General features: G+C 65.4%; 17 protein-coding genes and 1 tRNA gene. 7 read left to right on the top strand and 11 right to left on the bottom strand.

All coding sequences use genetic code 11. The features are described 5' to 3' along the window. Positions 1-2: 2 nt before the first annotated feature. Entirely contained in the window at positions 3-1,046 is a 1,044-nt protein-coding gene (cyoA, locus tag KVS69_RS03255; RefSeq protein ID WP_068850252.1) for a ubiquinol oxidase subunit II, read from the bottom strand. 891 nt (positions 1,047-1,937) lie between these two features. On the opposite strand from cyoA, the gene KVS69_RS03250 reads away from it, so the two are divergent. After that, on the top strand, positions 1,938-2,270 hold the full coding sequence (locus KVS69_RS03250) for a SymE family type I addiction module toxin (protein ID WP_217536882.1): 333 nt from the start codon (positions 1,938-1,940) through the stop codon (positions 2,268-2,270). An 80-nt stretch (positions 2,271-2,350) separates the two neighbouring features. Then, positions 2,351-2,857 (top strand): hypothetical protein, encoded by a 507-nt coding sequence (locus tag KVS69_RS03245; protein WP_217536879.1) that lies wholly within the window; start codon positions 2,351-2,353, stop codon positions 2,855-2,857. Positions 2,858-2,872: 15 nt separating this feature from the next. On the opposite strand, the gene KVS69_RS03240 is transcribed toward KVS69_RS03245, so the two are convergent. Next, complete coding sequence (locus KVS69_RS03240) at positions 2,873-3,877, bottom strand: 2-hydroxyacid dehydrogenase (protein ID WP_217536877.1); 1,005 nt, start codon at positions 3,875-3,877, stop codon at positions 2,873-2,875. A gap of 663 nt (positions 3,878-4,540) precedes the next feature. Between KVS69_RS03240 and KVS69_RS03235 the strand changes: the two genes are divergently transcribed. The 3 genes from KVS69_RS03235 to KVS69_RS03225 all read left to right on the top strand — a co-directional run bounded on the left by KVS69_RS03235 (position 4,541) and on the right by KVS69_RS03225 (position 7,561). Then, entirely contained in the window at positions 4,541-5,305 is a 765-nt protein-coding gene (locus tag KVS69_RS03235; protein ID WP_217536876.1) for an EAL domain-containing protein, read from the top strand. Positions 5,306-5,444: 139 nt separating this feature from the next. Then, positions 5,445-6,251, top strand: a complete 807-nt coding sequence (locus tag KVS69_RS03230; RefSeq protein ID WP_217536873.1) for an alpha/beta hydrolase — start codon at positions 5,445-5,447, stop codon at positions 6,249-6,251. A 71-nt stretch (positions 6,252-6,322) separates the two neighbouring features. After that, a complete protein-coding gene (locus tag KVS69_RS03225; RefSeq protein WP_254621999.1) occupies positions 6,323-7,561 on the top strand; it encodes a GGDEF domain-containing protein in 1,239 nt (412 codons plus the stop codon). Positions 7,562-8,381: 820 nt separating this feature from the next. Here the strand turns inward: KVS69_RS03225 and KVS69_RS03220 are convergent. Both KVS69_RS03220 and KVS69_RS03215 read right to left on the bottom strand, forming a co-directional pair. Further along, a tRNA-Thr gene (locus KVS69_RS03220) sits at positions 8,382-8,457 on the bottom strand. Positions 8,458-8,573: 116 nt separating this feature from the next. After that, positions 8,574-10,178: a sialidase family protein gene (locus KVS69_RS03215; RefSeq protein WP_217536868.1), complete on the bottom strand. Its 1,605-nt coding sequence runs from the start codon at positions 10,176-10,178 to the stop codon at positions 8,574-8,576. A 229-nt stretch (positions 10,179-10,407) separates the two neighbouring features. Between KVS69_RS03215 and treA the strand changes: the two genes are divergently transcribed. Then, the gene (gene treA, locus KVS69_RS03210) at positions 10,408-12,024 is read left to right on the top strand and encodes an alpha,alpha-trehalase TreA (RefSeq protein ID WP_217536865.1); all 1,617 of its coding nucleotides are present in this window, start codon (positions 10,408-10,410) and stop codon (positions 12,022-12,024) included. A 196-nt stretch (positions 12,025-12,220) separates the two neighbouring features. On the opposite strand, the gene KVS69_RS03205 is transcribed toward treA, so the two are convergent. The 7 genes from KVS69_RS03205 to murJ all read right to left on the bottom strand — a co-directional run bounded on the left by KVS69_RS03205 (position 12,221) and on the right by murJ (position 22,113). Further along, complete coding sequence (locus KVS69_RS03205) at positions 12,221-12,907, bottom strand: lysoplasmalogenase (RefSeq protein ID WP_217536863.1); 687 nt, start codon at positions 12,905-12,907, stop codon at positions 12,221-12,223. Beyond that, on the bottom strand, positions 12,904-14,787 hold the full coding sequence (locus tag KVS69_RS03200) for a peptidase M61 (protein ID WP_217536860.1): 1,884 nt from the start codon (positions 14,785-14,787) through the stop codon (positions 12,904-12,906). Before KVS69_RS03200 ends, KVS69_RS03205 begins: the two co-directional genes overlap by 4 nt. A gap of 368 nt (positions 14,788-15,155) precedes the next feature. Further along, on the bottom strand, positions 15,156-16,106 hold the full coding sequence (gene ispH / locus KVS69_RS03195; protein ID WP_217536857.1) for a 4-hydroxy-3-methylbut-2-enyl diphosphate reductase: 951 nt from the start codon (positions 16,104-16,106) through the stop codon (positions 15,156-15,158). Between the two features lie 33 nt (positions 16,107-16,139). Then, positions 16,140-16,658, bottom strand: coding sequence for a signal peptidase II (lspA, locus tag KVS69_RS03190; RefSeq protein WP_068850210.1), 519 nt, complete (start codon positions 16,656-16,658; stop codon positions 16,140-16,142). Then, entirely contained in the window at positions 16,658-19,489 is a 2,832-nt protein-coding gene (gene ileS / locus KVS69_RS03185; protein WP_217536854.1) for an isoleucine--tRNA ligase, read from the bottom strand. The genes lspA and ileS overlap by 1 nt, the downstream gene beginning before the upstream one ends. Continuing rightward, positions 19,486-20,433, bottom strand: a complete 948-nt coding sequence (locus tag KVS69_RS03180) for a bifunctional riboflavin kinase/FAD synthetase (RefSeq protein WP_217536852.1) — start codon at positions 20,431-20,433, stop codon at positions 19,486-19,488. The genes ileS and KVS69_RS03180 overlap by 4 nt, the downstream gene beginning before the upstream one ends. A gap of 75 nt (positions 20,434-20,508) precedes the next feature. Next, positions 20,509-22,113 (bottom strand): murein biosynthesis integral membrane protein MurJ, encoded by a 1,605-nt coding sequence (gene murJ, locus KVS69_RS03175; RefSeq protein ID WP_068850200.1) that lies wholly within the window; start codon positions 22,111-22,113, stop codon positions 20,509-20,511. 116 nt (positions 22,114-22,229) lie between these two features. On the opposite strand from murJ, the gene rpsT reads away from it, so the two are divergent. After that, entirely contained in the window at positions 22,230-22,499 is a 270-nt protein-coding gene (gene rpsT, locus KVS69_RS03170; protein ID WP_017354922.1) for a 30S ribosomal protein S20, read from the top strand. Positions 22,500-22,581 lie beyond the last annotated feature (82 nt).

Genomic DNA, 22,581 nt, shown 5'->3' with positions numbered 1-22,581 from the left:
GCTTATTCTCCCGAGCCTGCGTGGCCGGCGTGACCGGCGGCGGCGTGCTCGTCTGCAGTGTGTTCGGCATGGTCGGCCGGCATGTCATGGGCACCGGCCGGCATCTCGTGGCCTTCGTGGCTTTCGCCCGCAGCGCCGTGCGACATGCCCTTGTGATCCATGGCCTTGTGGTCCATGCCGTAGTGCTGGTTGTCACCCATGTGGCGGGCAACGACCCAGTCGAACAGACCGGTTTCGGTGGTGCCGAAGTAGGTCACCGGGTGCCAGTCGTGGTTCTTCTCGGCCACCAGCGCGCCAAAGGCGGCCTGGTCCATCGGGGTGCTCTGCGCACGCACCTTGGCCAGCCATGCCTGGTATTCGGCTTCGGTCACCGAGTTGGCGTCGAAATGCATCTTGCTGAAGCCCGCGCCGCTGTAGTGCGAGGACATGCCCGGGAAGGTGCCGGTCTCGTTGGCGATCAGATGGAGCTTGGTCTCCATGCCGGTCATCGAGTAGATCATGCTGCCCAGGTGCGGGATGAAGAAGGCATTCATCACCGAATCGGACGTGATCTTGAAGTTCAGCGGGGTGTTCACCGGGAAGGTGATTTCGTTGACCGTCGCGATGTTCTCTTCCGGGTAGATGAACAACCACTTCCAGTCCAGCGAAATGGCTTCAATCACCACCGGCTTGGTCTGCGAGTCCAGCGGACGGTACGGATCCAGCGAGTGCGACGAACGCCAGGTCAGCACGGCCAGCACCAGCACGATCATGCAGGGGATCGACCAGACAACCACTTCGATCGCGGTGGAGTGCGACCACTTCGGCTCGTAACGGGCCTTGGTGTTGGAGGCACGGTACTTCCAGGCGAAGGCGAGGGTCATGATGATGACCGGCACGACGACCAGCAGCATCAGCACGGTGGCCGTGATCAGAAGGGTCTTCTGGTCGTGGCCGACCTGGCCCTTCGGGGCCAGAATGGCCGAGCTGCAGCCCGTCATGAACACGGACAACGCGAACAGCAGGCCCGGGCGCAGCCAGCGCCCAAGGGATTTCAACGGAATCATCGGTCGATCCAATTGCGTAGGGAATGCCTTCTCAAGCGCGCCCCTCCGGCCAAAGCCGGGTGTACCGCTCCCAAGGGGCGGCACGGAGGACGTTCATGTCAGCCCCCTAATTTTATGCCGTCACGCACCATTTAAGAAAGGCATTGACAATGATCTGACGCAGGAAAGGCCCGAAAACGGCTGCGACACGTTGTCGCACTGCGCGCAGACCGCCCGGATCAGCACAGCCGGAGCGACATGTATAGACATGAATCGTTCACGGCAGCGATCGGTGCAACTGGCCCTGCCCGGCCGCCCGACCCACCCGCGCCCGACCTCGCGGGCACCTGGGTGCACCCCGAACGAACACCGGACTGCCGGGCCGGGCACACGTCCGTCGGACACCGGGCCGCCTGGCGCCGTAGGGTCGGTTCCCAAACGACCGCCCTTGCACCACCCACACCCGGTAACGCATGAAACCTGATCAACACCGCTCTTGATCTCCCCCGCCCCACCCGCCACTCCGCGCCCACCGGACCGATTACGACGCCACGAACCACCCTCCAAACCAAATGATGCACATCGGCGAAAAATAATTTTTGTGCCTTGGCTCACACACAAACGCCGCAATTCCCGTAATTCCGTGCCACACCCGACAACCAGTAGATACAGCCTACTGAAATCGCAAACCCAACAGACACAAACGATTTCGCTTCGTCGTCGTCCGCGGGCAAGGTTCTCCCCGGAGCTCAAAACTCCGGTGAGCCAAAATTATGGATGTCCCATGTCGGGAGGGTGGCTAATACAAGACCCCTCACGGGGGAATACACCCGCCGTCTGGCTTGCACGGTTTTGACCTCCCGACGCCCTCGCCCTCACCGGCGAGGGCCATTCCCTGTTGGAGGAGCGAAGATGAAACCCAAACCCGTCCAGTGGCCCGAAGACGAAGAAGAAGTCGTCCTGCTGCTACCCCGCTGCGCACCCAGCTATTCCCCCAGCTACCACCACAACGTACGCGCCGTGCCCCAGATCGGCGAACAGGACCGCGATCACTTCGGCCCGCTCCCCTTGGTGACCCTGCGCGGCGCCTGGCTGCGCAAGTTCGGCTTCGAGGTAGGCGTGCACGTAAGAATCGAAGCCACTCCCGGGCAGATTCTCCTGCGCCCGCTGTGGAATGACGATCCGCCCGTCCGCGAGAATGTCGAGAAGCCCGTCGTGCGCTATGTCGAAGTGGAAGATCGGTAACCTGGGACTAATTGACAGCCACCAGATACTCACCTAGCGTCCCAGCAGCCGTTCCCGCGTCCAGACACCAGGAAGTCTCAATGAACGTAATGTTGATTGGCGGTTCGCTTTTGATTGGAACGATTCTGCTGACCTCGGCTCCGCAGGCGGCCACGGCCGCCGCACCGGTTGAACAGACCTCGCTCGCAGTAACGCAGATTTCAACGGACGTCGACAAGGCGTCCTTTGTCGAGCGGCTTACCGCGACCTTCCAGACAATGGCCGCCTCGGAATCCACCGAGGCACGTGCCGCAGGCATCCAGTATCTGGACGCCATCAAACAGCCGGACATTTCCGGCCTCATCGAGCAGTTCTCCTACCCGCTCGATGCAGGCGGATCGAGCGTGATTGCGAAAACCACGGATGCTCCCTGGCAGCCGGGATCGACCCGGGTAAGCCAGTGGTGCGGAAAGAGCAGTGGCTACCTCCGTGTCTACCAGGTGACAGAGAAATACATGGAAACCAAGCGAAACGGCAGTTCACGCTCCTGGGTACCGGTGCAGAACAGCGCGACGATGGTTGCAACCTGTCCCGACAAGCTGGCCTGATCCCTGCGGGCGAGCCTAGGCAGCAACCACCCTGTTCTGGCATTCCGCCCCGCTGGCGAAATCCCACAGGTTGCGAAGGGTGATGCTGCAGATTTCCTGCAGGGCTTCAACCGTAAAGAAGCCCTGGTGCCCGGTAACCAGCACATTCGGGAAGGTCATCAGGCGCTGGAAGAGATCGTCATCGATGATCTCGCCAGACAGATCCTGGAAGAACAGCGCGCTTTCCTGCTCGTACACATCAATGGCCAGGTGGCCAAGGTGCCGCGACTTCAGCGCGCGCACCACCGCATCGGTGTTCACCAAGGCGCCGCGCGAGGTATTGACCAGCATCGCGCCGGGCTTCATCAACCCCAGCGATTCCTCGTTGATCAGGTGATGGGTCTGCGGCGTAAGCGGGCAATGCAGCGACACGATGTCCGAGCGGGCCAGCAGTTCCTCCAGCGCCACGTAGTGGCCCACCGCCGAGAAGTCTGGCGACGGGTAAGGATCGTTGCCCAGCACGGTGCAGCCCATGCCGTTGAAAATACGCGCCGTCGCCAGCCCGATCTTGCCGGTGCCCACGATGCCTACGGTCTTGCCGTGCAGGGTGCGGCCCAGCAGCCCATCGAGCATGAAGTTGCCCTCGCGCACCCGGTTGTAGGCGCGGTGGGTCTGCCGGTTGAGGGTCATGACCAGCGCCAGCGCATGCTCGGCCACGGCCTCGGGCGAGTACGCCGGCACCCGGGCCACCAACAGCCCCAGTTCCGCGGCAGCCACCAGATCCACGTTGTTGAACCCCGCGCAGCGCAGCAGGATCGCCCGCACCCCCAGCCCATGCAGGGCCCGCAGCACGGCCGCGTCCAGGCGGTCGTTGACGAACACGCAGACCGCATCGAAACCCTGGGCCAGGCCGGTGGTCGTGGCGTCCAGCGCCGCGTCGAAATAGGCCAGCTCGAACCCCTGCCCGGCGTGGTCGCGCGCATTCGCTTCATCCAGGAAACGGCGGTCGTAAGGGCGGGCACTGAAAACGGCGGTTTTCATGGGGGTAACCTTGGGCAAGCGTGATGCCCAGTAGACCAGAACCCCGCCCTGGATAGAAACGCCCATGCAAATCCCTCTGGAGGAAGGGGCTGCTGACTGCCGCCACCACCGTGCTGGACCCTCCTGGTCGCCTGCAATCCAGGCCTGCTGCCGCTGGTTCCTGTCGTCGATGCGATGGGTCTGGATGTCGTGGTGATGCTACTCATCGCACAGGTCGCCGCCGCGTGGCCGGGGAGGCCCGCTGCTGTTGCCTGCGATAGCTTCAAAACTCGATGGCCGTAGAGCTCGGGTTCGGCGCCGGTGCCCCGCACGTCACCCGTCTCAACCTGTGACTCTGGCCGACACTACGATCTGCGCGATGAGCACAGTTCACGACCACAGCACCCCCAACGAACCATCGAACCGCCGCGCCGAGCGCCCGGAGATGTTTGGCCACCTGTTCATGGGGCCGGACCAGCGCTCACCCCTTGAGCAACGGGAGGCCGAGCGCAGGGAGCGTGCGCGTCGCACCGGGAAAGGACGTCGAGACTGGTGGAAGCGCGAACCAGCGCCAAGCGGTTGAGGATGCAGCTTGAAGGACAGGCGCCAACGGCGCAGCATCCACATGCCCCTGATCAGGCATCGGCTAAGCTTCCTGCCTGACCTGAAGACGGACCCCTTTGCATGCCCTCTCCCCCCTCGCGTGCCGGATGTGCCTTGTGCCGCGATGCGGAGCCGCTGCAGTTCGACTTCAGCTACGCGTTCCAGCCCATCGTCGACATACAAGCGCGCAAGGTATTCGCGCACGAAGCGCTGGTACGGGGTCCGGCAGGCGAACCTGCCGACACGGTGCTGTCGCGCGTGACCGCCGAGAACCGGTATTCGTTCGACCAGGCGTGCCGTGAGAAGGCCATCCGGATCGCAGCTGGGTTGCAGCTGCCGTCCTGTCTTTCGATCAATTTCCTGCCCAATGCCATCTATCGGCCGGAAGTATGCATCCGCTCCACCCTGCAGGCGGCCGAGCGGTATGGCTTTCCGGTGGAGCGGATCATCTTTGAAACCGTAGAGGGCGAGCAGGTCAGCGACGGCAAATGGCTGGCCGAGATCCTGAGCGAGTACAAACGTATCGGCTTCAAGACGGCGATTGATGATTTCGGCGCTGGCTTTGCCGGCCTCAACCTGCTGGCCGATTTCCACCCGGATATCGTCAAGCTGGACATGGCGTTGATCCGGGGCATCGACCATAGCCGGTCAAGACGCGCCATCGTGGCCGGGGTCATCTCCATGTGCGACGAGCTGGATATCGAGGTGATCGCCGAAGGAATCGAAACCGCGGATGAGGCGCGATGCCTGTCCGATCTTGGCATCCGCCTGATGCAGGGCTACTGGTTCGGCCGCCCACGATTCGAGCAGGCCGCTGGCGAGGCTGACATTCCCTGGGGCGCTTGACGGGGCGGTTCGCGCTCGGACTGCGGCCCTGACGCCGAGGTTAACAGCGGCCGGTCGACACCCAGGCACGCGCCGATGTGTCATGGACCCACATGCCAGCCTGGCCTAGTATCGGCAGCTGCCGACTGCCCATGACTGGATGTGCGTGAACAGCTTTGAAAGATTCAATGGCCGCCGTAGCGGCAAGGGCAGTCAGGTCGCCATCCTTGCCCATGGCTTCGGAACTGACCAGACGGCCTGGAGCGCCCTTCGCCCGTGGTTCGAGACGCGCTACGACGTAGTGTCGTTCGACCTCGCCGGTTGCGGACCCAACGGCGCGGACACTTACGATTTCGACCGGCACGGTTCGTTGTTCGGCTATGCCGACGACCTGCTGGAGATCATGGACGACCTGGCGCTGCGCGACTGCGTGTATGTCGGCCACTCCATGAGCGGCATGATCGGTGCGGTGGCCGCCGTGGCCCGCCCGGAACTGTTCGACCGGCTGGTCACCGTGGGGGCTTCGCCGCGTTACCTGGATGACACCGGCTACACCGGCGGCTTCCAGGCAGCGGATCTGGATAACCTGTTCGACAGCATGAGCGCCAACTACCAGGCCTGGGTGGCCGGGTTCGCGCCGATGGTGGTGGGTGTGGACAACGGGCAGGTGGTAGCCGACTTCTCGCGCACGCTGTTCCAGATGCGCCCGGACATCGCGCTCAATACCTCGCGCACGATCTTCAATTCCGATATGCGGTCGCTTGCCGCGCAACTGACCCGGCCGGTGCACGTGATCCAGACTGCAGTCGACATGGCCGTGCCGGTGCAGGTCGGTCATTGGCTGGAAGCGGCCATTCCGACCGCCACGCTGGATATCATCGATGCCGAGGGGCATCTTCCGCACATGACCGCCCCCGATGAAGTCGTCCGCATCCTCGAGCGCCGCCTGTCGGCAAACGTGGCATGAGCACTACCGACAGCGATGCCCTCGCCGGCCTGTGCCACTTCGCCCAGCTCGCTTCCGGTGCGGATCTGGTCATGGCGGTGGAGATTGAAGCCAATGGCTGGGCGGGCTGGGCCGCTTCATTCCCGGCCATGCCTTTTTCCGGATTCAGCCTGGCCCGTAGCGGCATCCTGGAGCACGGCTGGTCGGGGGAACCCGTCGCTGCCGCCGGATTCCGCCTGCCCACGGCCCTGCTGCATGGATTGAACGGTCCACCGGCGCGGCTGCTGTTCGTGCCCGCGCCATCGCTCGGCGCACCGCTGAGCGGCCTGCTGGTGCTGTGGAAGGGCGAGCCGTCCGCCACGCATTTGACCCCACAGGTTCCGCTGCTGGCCACGAGCGTGGCCCGCCTGCTGTCTGCCCGGCGCGAAAAGCTGCGCGAAGTGACAGTGCAGAACCAGTTCATCGATCTGGTTGAGAGCGTGCCCGCTGGGATCGTGCTGATGGAAGGCGACGGCGTGAGCGCGGTGATCAACCAGCGTGCCGCTGACCTGCTGGGCTGCCCGCCCGGTAACCACCGCGCGCGCGACCTTGCCGAACCCATGCGTACCCTTCGGCAGCGGTGCGACAACCACGCCGAGCTTGAGCAGGCGTACGGCGCGCAGGTGGGTAATGTCAGTTTTGCTTCCACCTTGAACTGGGCGCTGGGCGAACGCACGATCGAGGTGGACACCCATCCCGTACGTGGGAACGGCGAATACGGCCGCATCTGGCTGTTCACCGACGTGACCGCCGAACTTTTGATGGCCGCCGAGCTGCGCCGCCTGGCTACCTCCGACCCGTTGACCGGCATTCCCAACCGGCGCCACTTTGAGGAGCGCTCCGCGCAGATCATCGCCGCGCGGGAAGCCACCGGTCATTCGGTGGCCGTGCTGATGGTCGACGTCGACCATTTCAAGAAAATCAACGACAGCCACGGTCATCCTGCGGGCGATGAAGTGCTGAAGGTAGTAGCCAAGCGCTGCCGGGAGGCGCTGCGCGAGCGCGACCTGTTCGCCCGCTTTGGCGGCGAGGAGTTCGTCGCGCTGCTGGCGGCGCCTGCCGTCGAGGACGCGCCCGCGGTGGCCGAACGGATGCGCCAGGCCGTGGCCGCTACTCCGATTGATGTTGGCGATGCACGTATCAATGTGACCGTGAGCATCGGTGCCGCACTGGGCGAAGCGCTGCCGGGGAGTGACCAGCCGCTGCTGGCCGAATTGATCGCGCGCGCGGATGAGGCGCTTTACCGGGCCAAGGCGGGCGGGCGTAACCGGGTCAGCATGGCGGCGGAATAGGCTTAATCGCTGGTTGATGCAGTTGTCATCCGAAAGACTGAAACTGCCTGGCGCCCCGTAACGGGCGGGACCCACGCACGCAGCCGTGGCCATGCACAGCACCACTTTCACTTGGGCACGCGTTGACCGCTGGCGCAATCCTCTCCATCACTTGCCGGGGCGGCGGCGGGAATTGACGAAGAGGACAACGGCCACGATTGCTGCAACCGGGATCGCCAACATGACGAGCACGATCAGCCAATGCCAGAGTGAGAAGCTTCCCATGTGGTCATGTCCCTTTGAAGTAGATTCCAACCTTAGCCCGAATTGAGCATGCGTTCGACATTTCTGGGACGACGGCAACGTTGGGGGCCTGTGGGTTGAGTCAGATATCCGACATCAGTTCCAGCGTCCCGTCCGTGAAGCGCTTACGTGTTTCGGATGATTTCGGGCCGTTTGACATTGAGCGGATCGTCTCCCGCGACACCGCGAACGCCTCTAGCGTGGCGGTACAGACGTCTTCCAACAGTGGCTCTTTTGCCAGCGGAGGAGAGGCAAGGGTGTCTTGGCTTCTGTCACGTCCCGGTGATCCGAATTTCAGGCAAAAAAAAGGCCAAACCGTCACTGACGCTGGGTCAGGAGGGGATTTGGCTCTGTTGGCCGGGATACTATGTTAGGTGGACCTGCCAGTCAACTGTCATTGTGACTGCAAGGAGCGCAGCATTTTTGACAGGTCAAATGCGACCTTGCGCAATTGAAGAGGCGGTTTCCGACGTAGTCCCGTGAGGTCGAAACACTGAAAACGAAAAGCCCCGACCAAGGCCGGGGCTTTTGCTGCAACTGGTGCCGGAAATAGGAATCGAACCTACGACCTACGCATTACGAATGCGCCGCTCTACCAACTGAGCTATTCCGGCTGAGCAGGCAATTCTAAGGGGGTGGGCGCCGGGGGTCAATCTGCCTTGGCGGAACCGCCCCGGCCGGCTGAACGGGCCCTACCGAGCCGCAGGGCGGCCAAGCCTGCCCCCTCCCCTCACTGCGCGGAGAACTCGACCTTCCAGCTGCCATCCCGCAGCGCGAAGATGCTGGAATCGGCGGCCAAGCACAGCACCGGTGCCTCGACACCCACTCGCATGGGTTTGCAGTTGAAAGGCGCTTCGCCGGTCATGTCCCAGTCGTTCTTCTGCGACGAATAGGCATAGAGCTCCCAGACCCCACCCCAGGTATTGACGTTCCAGCGAGTCGCCCAGCCTGAGGCAGCGGTATCCATCTGCACATCGTAGATGACATAGGGCGGCCGGCCGATCTGCTGCCAGCTCTCGCCACGATCCGTCGAGTAATAGACCTTCGAGAAGGCTCCCTGGCTCCAGAGCGCCGCGAGCACCCCCGTGGAAGGGTTGACCCGTAGTGAGGACGTCCGCTCCCTGGGCGCGATGGACTTCCAACGCCCGGTGGCCAGATCGAGTCGCTGCGGCGTGTTGCCCGCCAACAGATAGTAGTCGCTGCCCGCCAGTTGTCCCTGCGCGCCCAGCCAGCCCCACATGTCTTTTCCCTCCAACGACAACTCGCGGGAGAGCGTCAGGTCACCCAGGTCATCGCGCTGCGCGACGTACACGCGAAGGCGCATTGCCTTGGCCGGTGGCTGCAGTCGCGGCGCCAGCGGGATGCGCCCTGGTACAAAAGCATCGGCATTTTCTGCGGTGGTCACGACCCAGCGGCCGCCCGCGTGATCGATGTCCACAACCGAGCGCATGCTGCCCAGCGCCGCGAGCTCGGCCCAGGTGGCGCCGCCATCGCGGCTTTCGCGGATGTAGCCGTCATCGCTCCCGCTAACCAGGCGTCCGTCGTGCGCCTCCACCGCCATGATCTTGCGCACGGTGTCCATGCCGACGTTGCTCCACTGGCCGTCCCGCGTGCGCTTGCGCAGCTGCCCGAAGTCGGCAGGAAAATACATGGTGCCGTCGGCGAGAATGGCTGGCTCGTCCTGTACCGGTACGGTGACTGTTCGGATCAGGCGGAGAAACGCATCAGGATCCTTGGCCGATGTCAGCGCTTCAATCGTGGACGTCTTGTTGACCTTGCGATCATAGGCCATCAGCAGATTGACGATGGGGCCCAGCCCGGTATCCGGATTACCCGCCTCCATGGCCGGCGACAGCGACAAGGTGGCAGGGCGGAGCGGTACGGGGTCGGTCAGCAGCGAGGCGAACGGTTGCGCCGCTGCGGCCACCCTTCCCGGATGCTCGTCATGGGTGAGAGGGACGACCACCGTCTTGTAACCACCCACATTCACGGCAACGTAGTCGCCCAGATCCGTGACCCGGCCAGGCTTGACCTCGAAGGTCGGGCCGTCCTTCCACGGCAGAAAGCCCCATCCCGTAATACGATAGTTGCCCGCCGGCAACCACATGCCCAGCGCCTGCATGCTGGCAACGGCCGGAACGGCGGCCGCCATGTCGATACGGATCTCGCGCTTGCTGCCCACCGGGCTGACAACGAGTACATCGCGCCCGCCCTTGGAGAACGACGCATAGGCATAGCCATGGGTCGCCACCAGTTTGGCCGGTTCCTGTGGTGCACTCACTGCGATACCCGGCACTGCGAACAGCAGAACCGCCGTCAAGAACGTGCTGCGCATACGATCTCTCCCTGAAGTCCGGTCACACCGACCGGCAGGCTCAAACGACACTGGAATGAGCGACATCCTTGAAGGCACGACGCTCCCCAGCGACGTGCCCACGGGAGATGGTAGCGGGTTCGTCTGACTGCGTGAAGATCGCGCATCGAGGCGCGACGGTTCAGCCCGAGCCACCCCACGTTGACGTGACCGCCCGTAAAGTGCGTGGACCATCATCTGGAGGCCCCGCATGCCCCCCTGTGCCCGCCTGCCCGGCCTGCTGATCGCCTCATTGCTGTTCGCCACCACGGCTGCGGCCGAGGTCACTGTGCCTGCGCCGCCTGACCAGCAGTGGCAGCCCCTGTTCCAGCAGGTCCAGCGCGCCCACCTGTTCAAGGACCAGAAGACCTTCGCCGATGCGGTGCCGAAACTGGATGCCGACGCACTGCTGGCCGAATGGGGTCAGGCCCAGGCGCAGCCCGGCTACACCCTGTCCGCGTTCGTGGCCACGCACTTCACCGTCCCCACCGAGTCAGCCGCCTACGTGCCGCCGGCCGGGGAAACCCTGCGCGCGCATATCGAGGGGCTGTGGCCGGTGCTGACCCGGACCACCGACACCGTGGACCCGCGCGGTTCGCTGCTGCCGCTGCCCAGGCCGTATGTGGTGCCCGGCGGGCGCTTCCGCGAGGTGTACTACTGGGACAGCTACTTCACCCTGCTTGGCCTGGCCTCCAGTGGCCGCTGGCAGCAGGTGCGCGACATGGTGGACAACTTTGCCTGGCAGCTGGACCAGTACGGGCATATTCCCAACGGCAACCGCAGCTATTACCTGAGCCGGTCGCAGCCGCCGTTCTTCAGTTTGATGGTGGATCTGCTGGCTACGCATGAGGGGGATGACGCGTATCGCCGGTATCTGCCGCAGCTGCGCACCGAGCATGCGTTCTGGATGCGTGGGGCGGAAGGGTTGGCGCCCGGTGCGGCCAGTGAGCGGGTGGTGCGGATGAATGATGGGAGCCTGCTCAACCGGTACTGGGATGCGCGGGCAGTGCCGCGTACCGAGTCGTGGACGGATGATCTGGCGACGGCGGCCACGGTGCCGGATCGCGCGCCTTCGCAGGTGTATCGCGATCTGCGGGCCGGGGCGGAATCGGGGTGGGATTTCAGTTCGCGGTGGTTGGTGCATCCGGCGGAGCTGGGGAGCATCCATACCACCGAGATTGTGCCGGTGGATCTGAACAGTCTGTTGTTCCATCTTGAGACGACGATTGCGCGGGCGAGTCGTGCGTCGGGGGAACGTTCTGTGGCGCGGGATTTCGCGCGGCAGGCGGAACGGCGCAAGCAGGCGATCAATGCGCTGCTGTGGGATGAGCGGCAGGGGTGGTATGCGGATCGGGATCTGGAGCGTGGTACGCCCCGCCCTGCGCTTACGGCTGCGGCGTTGTTCCCGTTGTGGCTGCAGGTGGCTAGCCCTGTGCAGGCGCGGCGTACGGCCGAAGCGGTGCAGACACAGTTGGTGCGTGCGGGTGGGCTGTTGACCACCACAGAGAACACCGGGCAGCAGTGGGATGCCCCCAACGGTTGGGCGCCGCTGCAGTGGGTGGCAGTAGATGGGTTGCAGCGCTACCAGCAGGACGCACTGGCGCGGCAGATCGGGGTGCGCTTTTTGCGCACGGTGCAGACGGTGTATGACCGCGACGGCAAGCTGGTCGAGAAGTATGTCGTGGATGGCTCAGCCGGCGGAGGGGGTGGCGGTGAGTACCCGTTGCAGGATGGGTTTGGGTGGAGCAACGGGGTGGCGTTGGCGTTGTTGGATCGGTTGTGTGATGAAGGGAAGCGGTGTGAGTCGGCGGGGGATGTTGGGGAGTGATCACGCGAAGAGCGCATCTCCGGCCGGGGTCATGCGTTACAGCAGTGATTGGCAGGGTCGGCGGTCGTTTGGGAACCGACCCTACCAGAGCCGTGCCGTGCCGGCAGCACAGGTAAAGCCGCCGCCACGGCCGCGTCCTGCAGACAGTAATGCCAGTCGTCCAACCCCGGTCATGCCAACAGGTGCGTGCGAGCCGTTATGGGACCGAGCGGGCTATGCAGTATTGCGCTGCGTAGTAGGTGCTTAGTACGCACAGGGTTGCGGCTGGGAGGCCGCCGCCGAAGCGGTCCCACGCCAGTACGGAGTCGCTGATGACGAACAGGACTGCGCCGATTGCGGCCCAGCGGGCGCTTGTGGGTGCGGATGGGGTTGCTGCATTGTTCGTCCATGCGCGCGCCAACGCGAGTGTAGCCATCAGCGCGAGCACTACTACGTAAACCACTACCGGGATGCGCAGGTCGTTGGGGAGCAGCGGCCATAGGCCGGCCAGGTTGATGCCGGCGAATACGGCAAGCAATGCGGCTGAGAACAGCAGTCCCTGCCCTGACCTGAAGCCTGCGCGGAAGGCGACTATGTAGCAGACGTGCGCGAGCAGGAAGGCGATCAGCCCCGGTACGAAGGCGTCGAAGGGCAGCATCAGAAAGATGTCGCCGATGCAGGAAAACACCATGCCGAGCAGGATCGCGCGGGCGTAGGTGCGGTGGGCGGAGGGTGTGTCGGTTGCCGACCAACGGTCGGCACTACGGAACGCCATGGCTGCTATCAGCAGCGTGGCCAGCGGTTTGGCGATCCAGTGGAGCCAGCGGCCGTCGCCGTCCAGCGACGCGCCGATGATGGCGGCCACCGCCGCCAGCAGGATCGGTACGTCGCGGCGCAGGTTCATCGCGCTTTCCAGAGCTCGGCCAGGCGGTCGGGCTTGCCGGCGATGCGCTGCAGCGAGGGGTACTGGAGGCCGCCGTGGTAATCGAGCTTGATGGTGTCAATGCGGTCGAAGTTGCGCACCAGCAGGGTCAGCGGAGCCTTGTCGGTCTTGGCGGCGGCCACGGCGTCCTTCAGGTCCTCGCCCTTGAACACGCGGCCGTTGAGCGCGAGCACGCTCATGCCCGGGGCCAGGCCGGCGTTGAAGGCGGGGCTGTCCCACAGCACGTCGGTGATGGCGCCGCCGTCGGTGACCGCCACGCCCAGCGAGTACAGCAGGTTGGTGTTCTTGGCGCGGGTTTCCTGCGCCTTGAAGGCATCGTTCGGGGTATCGGTGTAGACCAGCTTCCAACCCGCCGCTTCCAGCCCGCCGATGAGCGGGCCGTGGCCGTCCAGGCGCTCACGCAGGAAGCTGGCCCAGTCGTACGGGGCGATGCCGTTCAAGGTGCTGACCACTTCATCGAACGTATACGGGTTCACGTTCCAGTCGCCGTCGTGCATGCCGAAGAAGGCCTTGGCGAAATCATCGATGCTGCGCTTGTTGCCGGTCAAGGCGCGCAACTTGCCTTCGACGTCCAGCCACACCATCTGCCCGCCGGAGTAGTAGTCCTCGCTCATCTGGTAATTGCGGAACGCCAAGGCGCGGCGCTGGGCAATGGTGGGGTCGTTGGTGGTGTCCTGCAGGTTGCGCCAGGCCAGGCCGGGGCGGCCGCGGTCGTAGGTGGCTGCGACATTCGCCAGCATGTCGCGGGTCTGGTCGGTGCTCCACAGGCCCGAGCGCGCGGCCAGCACGTGGCCCCAGAACTGGGTCTGGCCTTCGTACAGCCACAGCAGGCTGTCGCCCATGGGCACGTTGAAGTTGGCGGTGGTCAGGTCGGCGCCACGGCGGTACTTGCCGTTCCAGGAGTGGTTGAATTCGTGCGGCAGCAGGTCGCGGCCGAGCCAGGTCTTGTCCCACTCGGTGAAGTAGCCGGTATCGCCGCTGTTCTCGCTGGAGCGCTGGTGCTCCAGGCCGATGCCGCCGAGCTTGCTGGTGAGCGCGAGCAGGAATTCGTAGCGGTCGAAGTGGCGTGCGCCGTAGAGCTTGTACATCTGCTGCACCAGCGCGCGGTGCGCCTGCAGCTGTTCGGGCTTGGCCACCAGCGATTTGGCATCGTCGGCGAACACGTTGAGGTGCACGGGCACCTTGGCGCCGGGGTCGAGGTCGAACTGCTGGTAGTGGCGCCCGGCGAACAGCGGCGAGTCCACCAGGTGGTCGTAGCTGATCGGCTTGAACACCACGGTGTCGCCATCGCGACGCTCGGTGTCCAGCGCGGTGGCGTAGGCCCAGCCCGGCGGCAGGGTGACGCTGGCCTGGGCCTGGATGTTGCGGGTGATCACGCCGGCCGGGTACAGCGAGTTGGCGTTCCACTGCAGGTTGAGCATTTCCGGTGTCATCACCACGCGGCCCTGCCCTGCGCCCTGCGAGGAAAGGAAGTTGAAGTTGGCGACGACTTCAGTGGCACCCTGCGGGACGTCCACGGTGAAGGCGTACACGTTGTACGGGTCGCGCTTCCAGGCCAGCGGTTTGCCGTTGGCGGTGACGACGAGGCCGGCGAGTTTGTCGATGGGGCCGCTGGGGGAATGCGCGCCGGGCAGCCACTGCGGGTACAGCAGGGTCAGCGGTCCGGGTTGGGCCGGCACGGTGGCCTTGACCTTGAAGATGCGTCGGCCGATGTCGCGTGCGTCCACGTCGATGCGCAGCGTGCCCGGGAAGGCGACGTCCTGCGGCGGGGGTGTCTGCGCGTGCACGCCGGTGGTAGTGGCGGCGAGAAGCACGGAGAGGACGGCGGCACGCAGTTTCATCGAAGACGGTTCCGGCATACGAAAGGATCGATGCTAGACCTGCGTGGGGCACAGCCCCATGGCCAAAGGTCATGCCTTCGCCGCGTGGGGAGTTGTCATCGGCGGTCGATCGGGATGCGACCCTACCAGCCGGTGGCCAACATTCGTCGCACGTTCGGCGCGCACGGTTGATTGATCCCGATCCCAATGGGCACGTAACAATTCGTAGGTCCGGCCGTGGGCCGGACACCGCGCGCAGCGCGGCGCAAGCGTCCAGCCGCGCGCGACCCCGGCGGCCACAATCCCTCCGGCGTTTAAACGTTCCGAAGACATCCGCCAGGAGTTCGTGACCCCTGATCGAGGCTGCCGGCCAACGGCCGGCGCTACCGTCAGCTGATGAGGCGCAGCCTCAATTCCTTCGGCAACGCAAACACCATCGATTCGGGTTCGCCTTCGAGCTCCCCGACGCCGGTGGCACCCAGCTCCTTCAGCCGCTCGATCACGCCGTCCACCAGCACCTGCGGCGCGGAGGCGCCGGCGGTGAGGCCGATGTGCTTCTTGCCCAGCACCCACGCCGGGTCGATCTCGTCGGCGCCGTCAATCAGGTAGCTTTCCACGCCATCACGGCGCGCCAGTTCGCTGAGGCGGTTGGAGTTGGAGCTGTTCGGCGAGCCCACCACCAGCACCAGGTCGCAGCGCTTGGCCAGGTCGCGCACGGCGTCCTGGCGGTTCTGGGTGGCGTAGCAGATGTCGTCGTTCTTCGGTCCCTGCATCGCCGGGAAGCGGGTGCGCAGGGCTTCGATGATGCCGCGGGTGTCATCCACCGACAGCGTGGTCTGGGTGGTGTAGGCGAAGTTGTCCGGCTGCTTGAGTTCCAGCGTGGCCACCTGCTCCACATCTTCCACCAGGTAGATGGTGCCGCTGCCGGCTTCCTGCTTCCACTGCCCCATGGTGCCTTCCACTTCCGGGTGACCGGCGTGGCCGATCAGCACCACGTCGCGGCCGGCACGGCAGTGGCGCGCCACTTCGAAGTGGACCTTGGTCACCAACGGGCAGGTGGCGTCGAACACCTTCAGGCCACGACGGTCCGCTTCCTGGCGCACGGCCTGGGAAACGCCGTGGGCGCTGAAGATCACCGTGTTGCCATCGGGTACTTCGTCGAGCTCTTCGACGAAGATCGCGCCGCGCTGCTTGAGGTCGTCCACCACGAAGCGGTTGTGCACCACTTCATGGCGCACGTAGATGGGCGCGCCCAGCGTTTCGATCGCGCGCTTGACGATCTCGATCGCACGATCGACACCGGCACAGAATCCACGCGGGTTGGCGAGCAGCACATCCATCAGACAGGTCTCCCGGCAGCGGCCGGCGGTGGGTTACGGGTTGGCATTATCCGCCTTTTTGGCGGCCTTGCCGTCGAACAGGCCGAACACCGCGATGCCGATGGCACCGACCACGATGGCGGCGTCGGCGATGTTGAACGAGGGCCAGTAGTGCTCACCCACGTACCACTGGATGAAATCGACCACGTGGCCGTGCACCTGGCGGTCGATGACGTTGCCGATGGCCCCGCCGATCACCAGCGCGTACGGCACGGCGCTGCGCCAGTGCGCACGCGGGGTGCGCGACAGCCAGAAGGCCATCAGGCCGCTGATGCCCACCGCCAGCGCGGTGAAGAACCAGAGCTGCCACCCACCGGCGTCGCTCAGGAAACTGAACGCTGCGCCGGTGTTGTAGGTGCGGTACCAGTTCCAGAAGCCGTCGATGACGGCCACCGGCTGGTACTCGGGCAGGCTGGAGAGGACCCAGGCCTTGCTCCACTGGTCGAGGATGATGATGGCGGCCGACAGCACCAGCCACACCAGCGCGCTCGGGCGCGGACGCGGGGCGGCCATCAGAACCACTTCCGGTCTTCGCCGGCACCGTCGACGTTGCTTGCGCAACGACCGCACAGTTCCGGGTGGGCGGCCACGCTGCCGATGTCGGCACGGTAGTGCCAGCAGCGCACGCACTTCTGCTTGGTGGTCGGCTGGGCGCTGACGAACACCTCGTCGGTGGTCGCCGGGCGCACGCTGACATCGCCACTGATGAACAGGAAGCGCAGTTCCTCGGCCAGCGGCTGCCAGCGCGCGGCGGTTTCCTCGCTGGCGGCGACGGTGATTTCCGCTTCGAGCGCGGCACCGATGGCACCGTTGGCGCGCATCGGCTCGAGCACCTTGGCTACCTGCTCACGCAGGGCCAGCAGCTGGTCGAAGTCGGCGGCGTTGATCGCGGCATCGGCCGGCAGCGGCACCAGGCCTTCGTACCAGGTGGCAAACAGCACGTTTTCCTTGCGCTCGCCCGGCAGGTAGCCCCACAGCTCATCGGCGGTGAAGGTCAGGATCGGGGCGATCCAGCGGGTGAACGCTTCGGCGATGTGGTACATCGCGCTCTGCGCCGAACGGCGGCCGCGCGAGTCGGTCGGCATGGTGTACAGCCGGTCCTTGGTGACGTCCAGGTACAGCGAACCGAGGTCCACGCTGCAGAAGTTCAGCAGCAGCTGCACGATTTCGGCCATGTTGTAGCCGGTGTACGCCGCCTTGATCTTCTCCTGCACTTCCCAGGCGCGGTGCACGATCCAGCGGTCCAGCGCGACCATGTCGGCGGGAGCGACCAGGTGCTGGGCGGGATCGAAGCCGTCCAGGTTGCCGAGCAGGAAGCGCGCGGTGTTGCGCAGGCGCCGGTAGGCGTCGGCGTTGCGCTTGAGGATTTCCTGCGACAGCGACATTTCGTTGCTGTAATCGGCCGAGGCGATCCACAGGCGCAGGATGTCCGCGCCCAGGGTCTTCATGATGTCCTGCGGTTCGATGCCGTTGCCCAGCGACTTGGACATCTTGCGGCCCTTCTCATCCACGGTGAAACCATGGGTGAGGCACTGCTTGTAGGGCGCGTGCTTGTCGATGGCCACGCCGGTGAGCAGCGAGGACTGGAACCAGCCGCGGTGCTGGTCGGAACCTTCCAGGTACAGGTCGGCCGGCTTGCCGAAGCCACGCTCCAGCAGCACGCCTTCATGGGTGACGCCTGAGTCGAACCAGACATCGAGGATGTCGGTGACCTTCTCGTACTGCGCCGCTTCATCGCCCAGCAGTTCGGCAGCGTCCAGCGCGTACCAGACGTCGATGCCGCCCGCCTGCACGCGGTCGGCCACCTGCTGCATCAACTCGACGGTGCGCGGGTGCGGCTCGCCGGTTTCGCGGTGGGTGAACAGTGCGATCGGTACGCCCCAGGTGCGCTGGCGGCTGATGCACCAGTCCGGGCGGCCATCGACCATGCTGCCGATGCGCGCCTTGCCCCAGCTCGGGAACCAGCCGACGTTGTCGATGGCGGCCATGGCATCGCTGCGCAGGTTGGCCTTGTCCATCGAGATGAACCACTGCGGGGTGGCGCGGAACACCACCGGCGTCTTGTGGCGCCAGCAGTGCGGATAGCTGTGCACGATTTCCACGAACGCCAGCAGCGCACCGGAGTCGCGCAGCACGTCCACGATCAGCGGCTGCGCCTTCCACAGGTGCACGCCTGCCAGCACCACCTCGCCGGCCGCCGGGGTGGACGGCAGGTACACGCCACGGCCATCCACCGGGTTGATCTGGGCGGCGGTGTAGTTGTCCATCAGCCCGTACTGCTGGCTGACCACGAAATCTTCCTGGCCGTGGCCGGGGGCGGTGTGCACCGCGCCGGTACCGTCTTCATCGGACACGTGCGCGCCGTTGAGCAGCGGGATGTCGCGCTGCGGGTAGAACGGGTGGGCCAGCAGCAGGTTTTCCAGTGCGGCACCGGCGGCATGGCCGTGCGCGACGACGTCTTCCACGCCATAGCGGCGCAGGGCGCGCTCGGCCAGGCTGGCGGCGATCACCAGCCAGCGACGCTTGCCGGCATGGGCCGGGCCTTCGACCAGGGCGTACTGGATATCCGCGCCCAGCGACACCGCCAGCGAGGCCGGCAGCGTCCACGGGGTGGTGGTCCAGATCGGCACGGCGACCTCGACATCGGCCGGCAGGCTCACGCCGAAGCGCGCGGCCAGCTGCGCCGAATCGCGCGCTACGTAGGCCACGTCGATGGCCGGCGAGGTCTTGTCCTGGTACTCGATTTCCGCTTCGGCCAGCGCCGAGCCACAATCGAAGCACCAGTGCACCGGCTTGGCGCCGCGCACGATGTGGCCGTTGGCGAAGATTTTGGACAGCGCGCGGATTTCATTGGCTTCGAAATCGAAGCTCAGGGTCTTGTACGGGTTGTCCCAATCGCCGATCACGCCCAGGCGCTTGAAGTCGCGGCGCTGCAGGTCGATCTGCTCTTCGGCGTACTCGCGGCACTTCTGCCGGAACTCGACGGCATCGAGCTTGACGCCGACCTTGCCCCACTTCTTTTCGACCGCGATTTCGATCGGCAGGCCGTGGCAATCCCAACCGGGCACGTAGGGCGCATCGAAGCCGGCCAGATAGCGCGACTTGACGATGATGTCCTTGAGGATCTTGTTGACCGCATGGCCCAGGTGGATCTGGCCATTGGCGTACGGCGGGCCGTCGTGCAGCACGAACAGCGGGCGACCCTGCGCGTTTTCGCGCAGGCGGGCGTACAGGCCCTCGTCTTCCCAACGCGACAGAATGCCCGGCTCGCGCTTGGGCAGGTCGCCGCGCATCGGGAATTCGGTGGCCGGCAGATGAAGGGTGGCTTTGTAGTCCTGGCTCACGCAGTGGCTCGCAATCTGTGTTCGGAAAGGATGTGACGGGCCTGATCGGCGTCACGGTGCATCTGGTCGGTCAATGCCGCCAGATCATGGAACTTTTCTTCGTCGCGCAGCTTGGCGACGAACTCAACCTGGATATGCCGACCGTACAGGTCGCCCTGGAAATCGAACAGGTGCGCTTCCAGCAGCGGCTCCACCCCGTCCACGGTCGGCCGGGTGCCGAAGCTGGATACCGACGGCCACGGCTGGTCGAACACGCCGTGCACCCAGGTGGCATAGATGCCCGCCAGCGCCGGCGTTTTCGGGAAGCGCAGGTTGGCGGTGGGGAAGCCGAGGGTGCGGCCGAGCTGGCGCCCGCGCACTACCCTGCCCCCGATCGCATACGGGCGCCCGAGCAGATCGGCCGCATGGGCGAAATCGCCCTCGCGCAGCAGCTGGCGGATGCGGGTGGCGGAAATACGCTCGCCGTGGAAATCCACCGGGTCGATCTCGCCGGCGCTGAAGCCGCGTTCGGCGCCCATGGCCTGCAGCAGGGCCAGGTCACCGCGGCGGCGGTTGCCGAAGCAGAACTCCGGCCCGATCCACACTTCGCGCGCGCCCAGCCGGTTGACCAGCAGCTGTTCGACGAAGGCTTCGGCGGGCATGGCGGCCATGGCCGCATCGAAACGCAGCAGGCCGATGGCATCCACGCCGAAATCGCGCAGGATGGTGACCTTGTCCCGGGCCAGGGTCAGCCGCGGCGGCGGCTCGCCCTGGGCGAAGTATTCGCGCGGCAGCGGTTCGAACGCGACCGCCACGGCGGGCACGCCCAGCGCGCGGGCACGCGCGGCCGCATGCCGCACCAGCGCACGATGGCCAAGGTGCAGGCCGTCGAATGCGCCGATGCAGACCACGCTTCCGTGCGGGAGCAAGGGCCCGCCTTCGATGCTTCTGAACAACCTGGTCATCTACTGGGAATCCGGCCCGTCAGGACCGATGCGTTGCAAGGGATAGCCATGAAGTATAGCCGGGGTGCCCATGGATCAATGCTCGCGCAGGTGACGCGGGCGGAAGCCCATGGCGACCAGGGCCAGCAGGTAGGTCAGGCCACCGCCGCCGACCAGCAGCGCGAGGTTGCCGATCCGGTGCCATTTGTCCATGTCGGTGAAGTCGGTCATCAGCTGCAGCAGGCCCAGCAGGACCGCCACCATGGCCGCGCAGGCCAGGCCCAGGCGGGTCACGTAGCCGCCCCAGCCGGCCTTGGGCTGGTACACGTCGGTCTTGCCCAGCCAGTACCAGAGCAGGCCGAGATTCAGGTAACTGGACAGCGCGCTGGCAATGCCCAGCGCCAGGTGCAGGCCCGGCTGCTTGCCCAGCGCCACCCACACGCCCTGCGCCTTCAGCGCCTCGGGCACCATCACGTGGTACAGCACGGCCAGCAGGATGAAGTTGAAGACCATGTTGGCCACCAGCGCGACCAGGCCGGCGCGCACCGGGGTACGGGTGTCCTGGCGGGCGTAGAACGCCGGCAGCACCACCTTGAGCAGGGCGAAGGCCGGCAGGGCGAAGCTCAGGCCGTACACCGACAGCGCGGTCATGCGGGTATCGAAGGCGGTGAACTGGCCATGCTGGAAGATCGTGGCGATCAGCGGCTCGGCGCACAGCATCAGGCCGAGCATGGCCGGCACGGCGATCAGCAGCGTGGTGCGCAGGCCCCAGTCCAGCGCGCTGGAGAAGCCGGCCTTGTCGGTACTGACATGGTGGCGGGCCAGCGCCGGCAGGATCACCGTCCCCAGCGCCACCCCGAACACGCCCAGCGGCAGCTCCAGAAAGCGGTCGGCCAGCGACAGCCAGGACTGCGAGCCATCGGTCAGCTTGGCCGCGATCACGGTATCCAGCAGCAGGTTGATCTGGGCCACCGAGGAGCCGAACAGGGTCGGCACCATCAGGGTCAGCACCTTGCGCACGCCGGGGTGGGTCCAGCCCCAGCGCGGCAGCGTGAGCAGGTTGATGCCGTGCAGCGACGGCAGCTGGAACAGCAGCTGCAGCACGCCGGCGGCCAGCACCGCCCAGCCCAGCGCCAGGATCTGCTTTTCCGGGGTGCCGCCCAGCCGCGGCGCCAGCCACAGCGCGCCGGCGATCATGCACAGGTTGAGGATCACCGGGGTCAGCGCCGGCATGGCGAAGCGCTGGAAGCTGTTCAGCGCGCCACCGGCCAAGGCGGTGAGCGAGACGAACAGCAGGAACGGGAAGGTCAGCCGGAACAGGTCCACCAGCAGGCCGTGCTTGGCCGGGTCGGTGTCGACCCCGCTGGAGAACAGGGTGGCCAGCTGCGGGGCGAAGATCAGCGCCAGCGCGGTGACCAGCAGCAGCACCGCGCCCAGGGTGCCGGCCACGCGCGACATCAGCTCGCGCAGCTCCTCATGTGAACGGGTTTCCTTCACTTCCGTGAACACCGGCACGAAGGCGGTGGCGAACGAGCCCTCCGCGAACAGGCGGCGCAGGAAGTTGGGCACCCGGAAGGCCACCCAGAAGGCGTCGGTCACCGCATTGGTGCCGAACGTGGTGGTGACGGCAAGGTCACGCACCAGGCCCAGCACCCGTGAAATCATGGTCATGCTGCTGAAAGACAGCAGGCCCCGCAACATCCTTGGTGAACTCACCCGTGTTTCCTCTTGACAATTGACTTGACGTACATTTTTCGAGCCATCATACTTTCCAGCTTGCTGTTCCCATTACACCGATTTTTCAGGAAACCACCACTGTGGCCAATATCAAGTCCGCCAAGAAGCGCGCCAAGCAGACCGTCGTGCGCAACGCGCGCAATACGGCTCAGCGTTCGATGCTGCGCACCGCTGTCAAGAAGGTGATCAAGGCGCTCGACGCCAACGATGCCGCCGGCGCCGAGGCAGCCTTTGCCGTCGCCCAGCCGATCCTCGACCGTTTCAGCTCGCGTGGTCTGATCCACAAGAACAAGGCCGCTCGCCACAAGAGCCGCCTGACCGCGCGCATCAAGGCCCTCAAGGCCGCCTGATACGGCACTGCGACGCCGCGCCACGCGCGGCGTGCAGGAAAAGAACCCGGCCCCGGCCGGGTTTTTTGCGTGCCCTGCCCCA

The sequence above is a fragment of the Stenotrophomonas sp. GbtcB23 genome, assembly GCF_019091045.1.
In the GTDB taxonomy this organism is placed as follows: domain Bacteria; phylum Pseudomonadota; class Gammaproteobacteria; order Xanthomonadales; family Xanthomonadaceae; genus Stenotrophomonas; species Stenotrophomonas rhizophila_A.
This window is presented reverse-complemented; position numbering and strand designations above follow the sequence as displayed.

Coding starts and splice junctions, on each gene's coding strand:
- cyoA (WP_068850252.1), bottom strand. CDS start 1,046: ATGATTCCGTTGAAATCCCTTGGGCGCTGGCTGCGCCCGGGCCTGCTG.
- KVS69_RS03250 (WP_217536882.1), top strand. CDS start 1,938: ATGAAACCCAAACCCGTCCAGTGGCCCGAAGACGAAGAAGAAGTCGTC.
- KVS69_RS03245 (WP_217536879.1), top strand. CDS start 2,351: ATGAACGTAATGTTGATTGGCGGTTCGCTTTTGATTGGAACGATTCTG.
- KVS69_RS03240 (WP_217536877.1), bottom strand. CDS start 3,877: ATGAAAACCGCCGTTTTCAGTGCCCGCCCTTACGACCGCCGTTTCCTG.
- KVS69_RS03235 (WP_217536876.1), top strand. CDS start 4,541: ATGCCCTCTCCCCCCTCGCGTGCCGGATGTGCCTTGTGCCGCGATGCG.
- KVS69_RS03230 (WP_217536873.1), top strand. CDS start 5,445: ATGTGCGTGAACAGCTTTGAAAGATTCAATGGCCGCCGTAGCGGCAAG.
- KVS69_RS03225 (WP_254621999.1), top strand. CDS start 6,323: ATGGCGGTGGAGATTGAAGCCAATGGCTGGGCGGGCTGGGCCGCTTCA.
- KVS69_RS03215 (WP_217536868.1), bottom strand. CDS start 10,178: ATGCGCAGCACGTTCTTGACGGCGGTTCTGCTGTTCGCAGTGCCGGGT.
- treA (WP_217536865.1), top strand. CDS start 10,408: ATGCCCCCCTGTGCCCGCCTGCCCGGCCTGCTGATCGCCTCATTGCTG.
- KVS69_RS03205 (WP_217536863.1), bottom strand. CDS start 12,907: ATGAACCTGCGCCGCGACGTACCGATCCTGCTGGCGGCGGTGGCCGCC.
- KVS69_RS03200 (WP_217536860.1), bottom strand. CDS start 14,787: ATGAAACTGCGTGCCGCCGTCCTCTCCGTGCTTCTCGCCGCCACTACC.
- ispH (WP_217536857.1), bottom strand. CDS start 16,106: ATGGATGTGCTGCTCGCCAACCCGCGTGGATTCTGTGCCGGTGTCGAT.
- lspA (WP_068850210.1), bottom strand. CDS start 16,658: ATGGCCGCCCCGCGTCCGCGCCCGAGCGCGCTGGTGTGGCTGGTGCTG.
- KVS69_RS03180 (WP_217536852.1), bottom strand. CDS start 20,433: ATGACCAGGTTGTTCAGAAGCATCGAAGGCGGGCCCTTGCTCCCGCAC.
- murJ (WP_068850200.1), bottom strand. CDS start 22,113: ATGTTGCGGGGCCTGCTGTCTTTCAGCAGCATGACCATGATTTCACGG.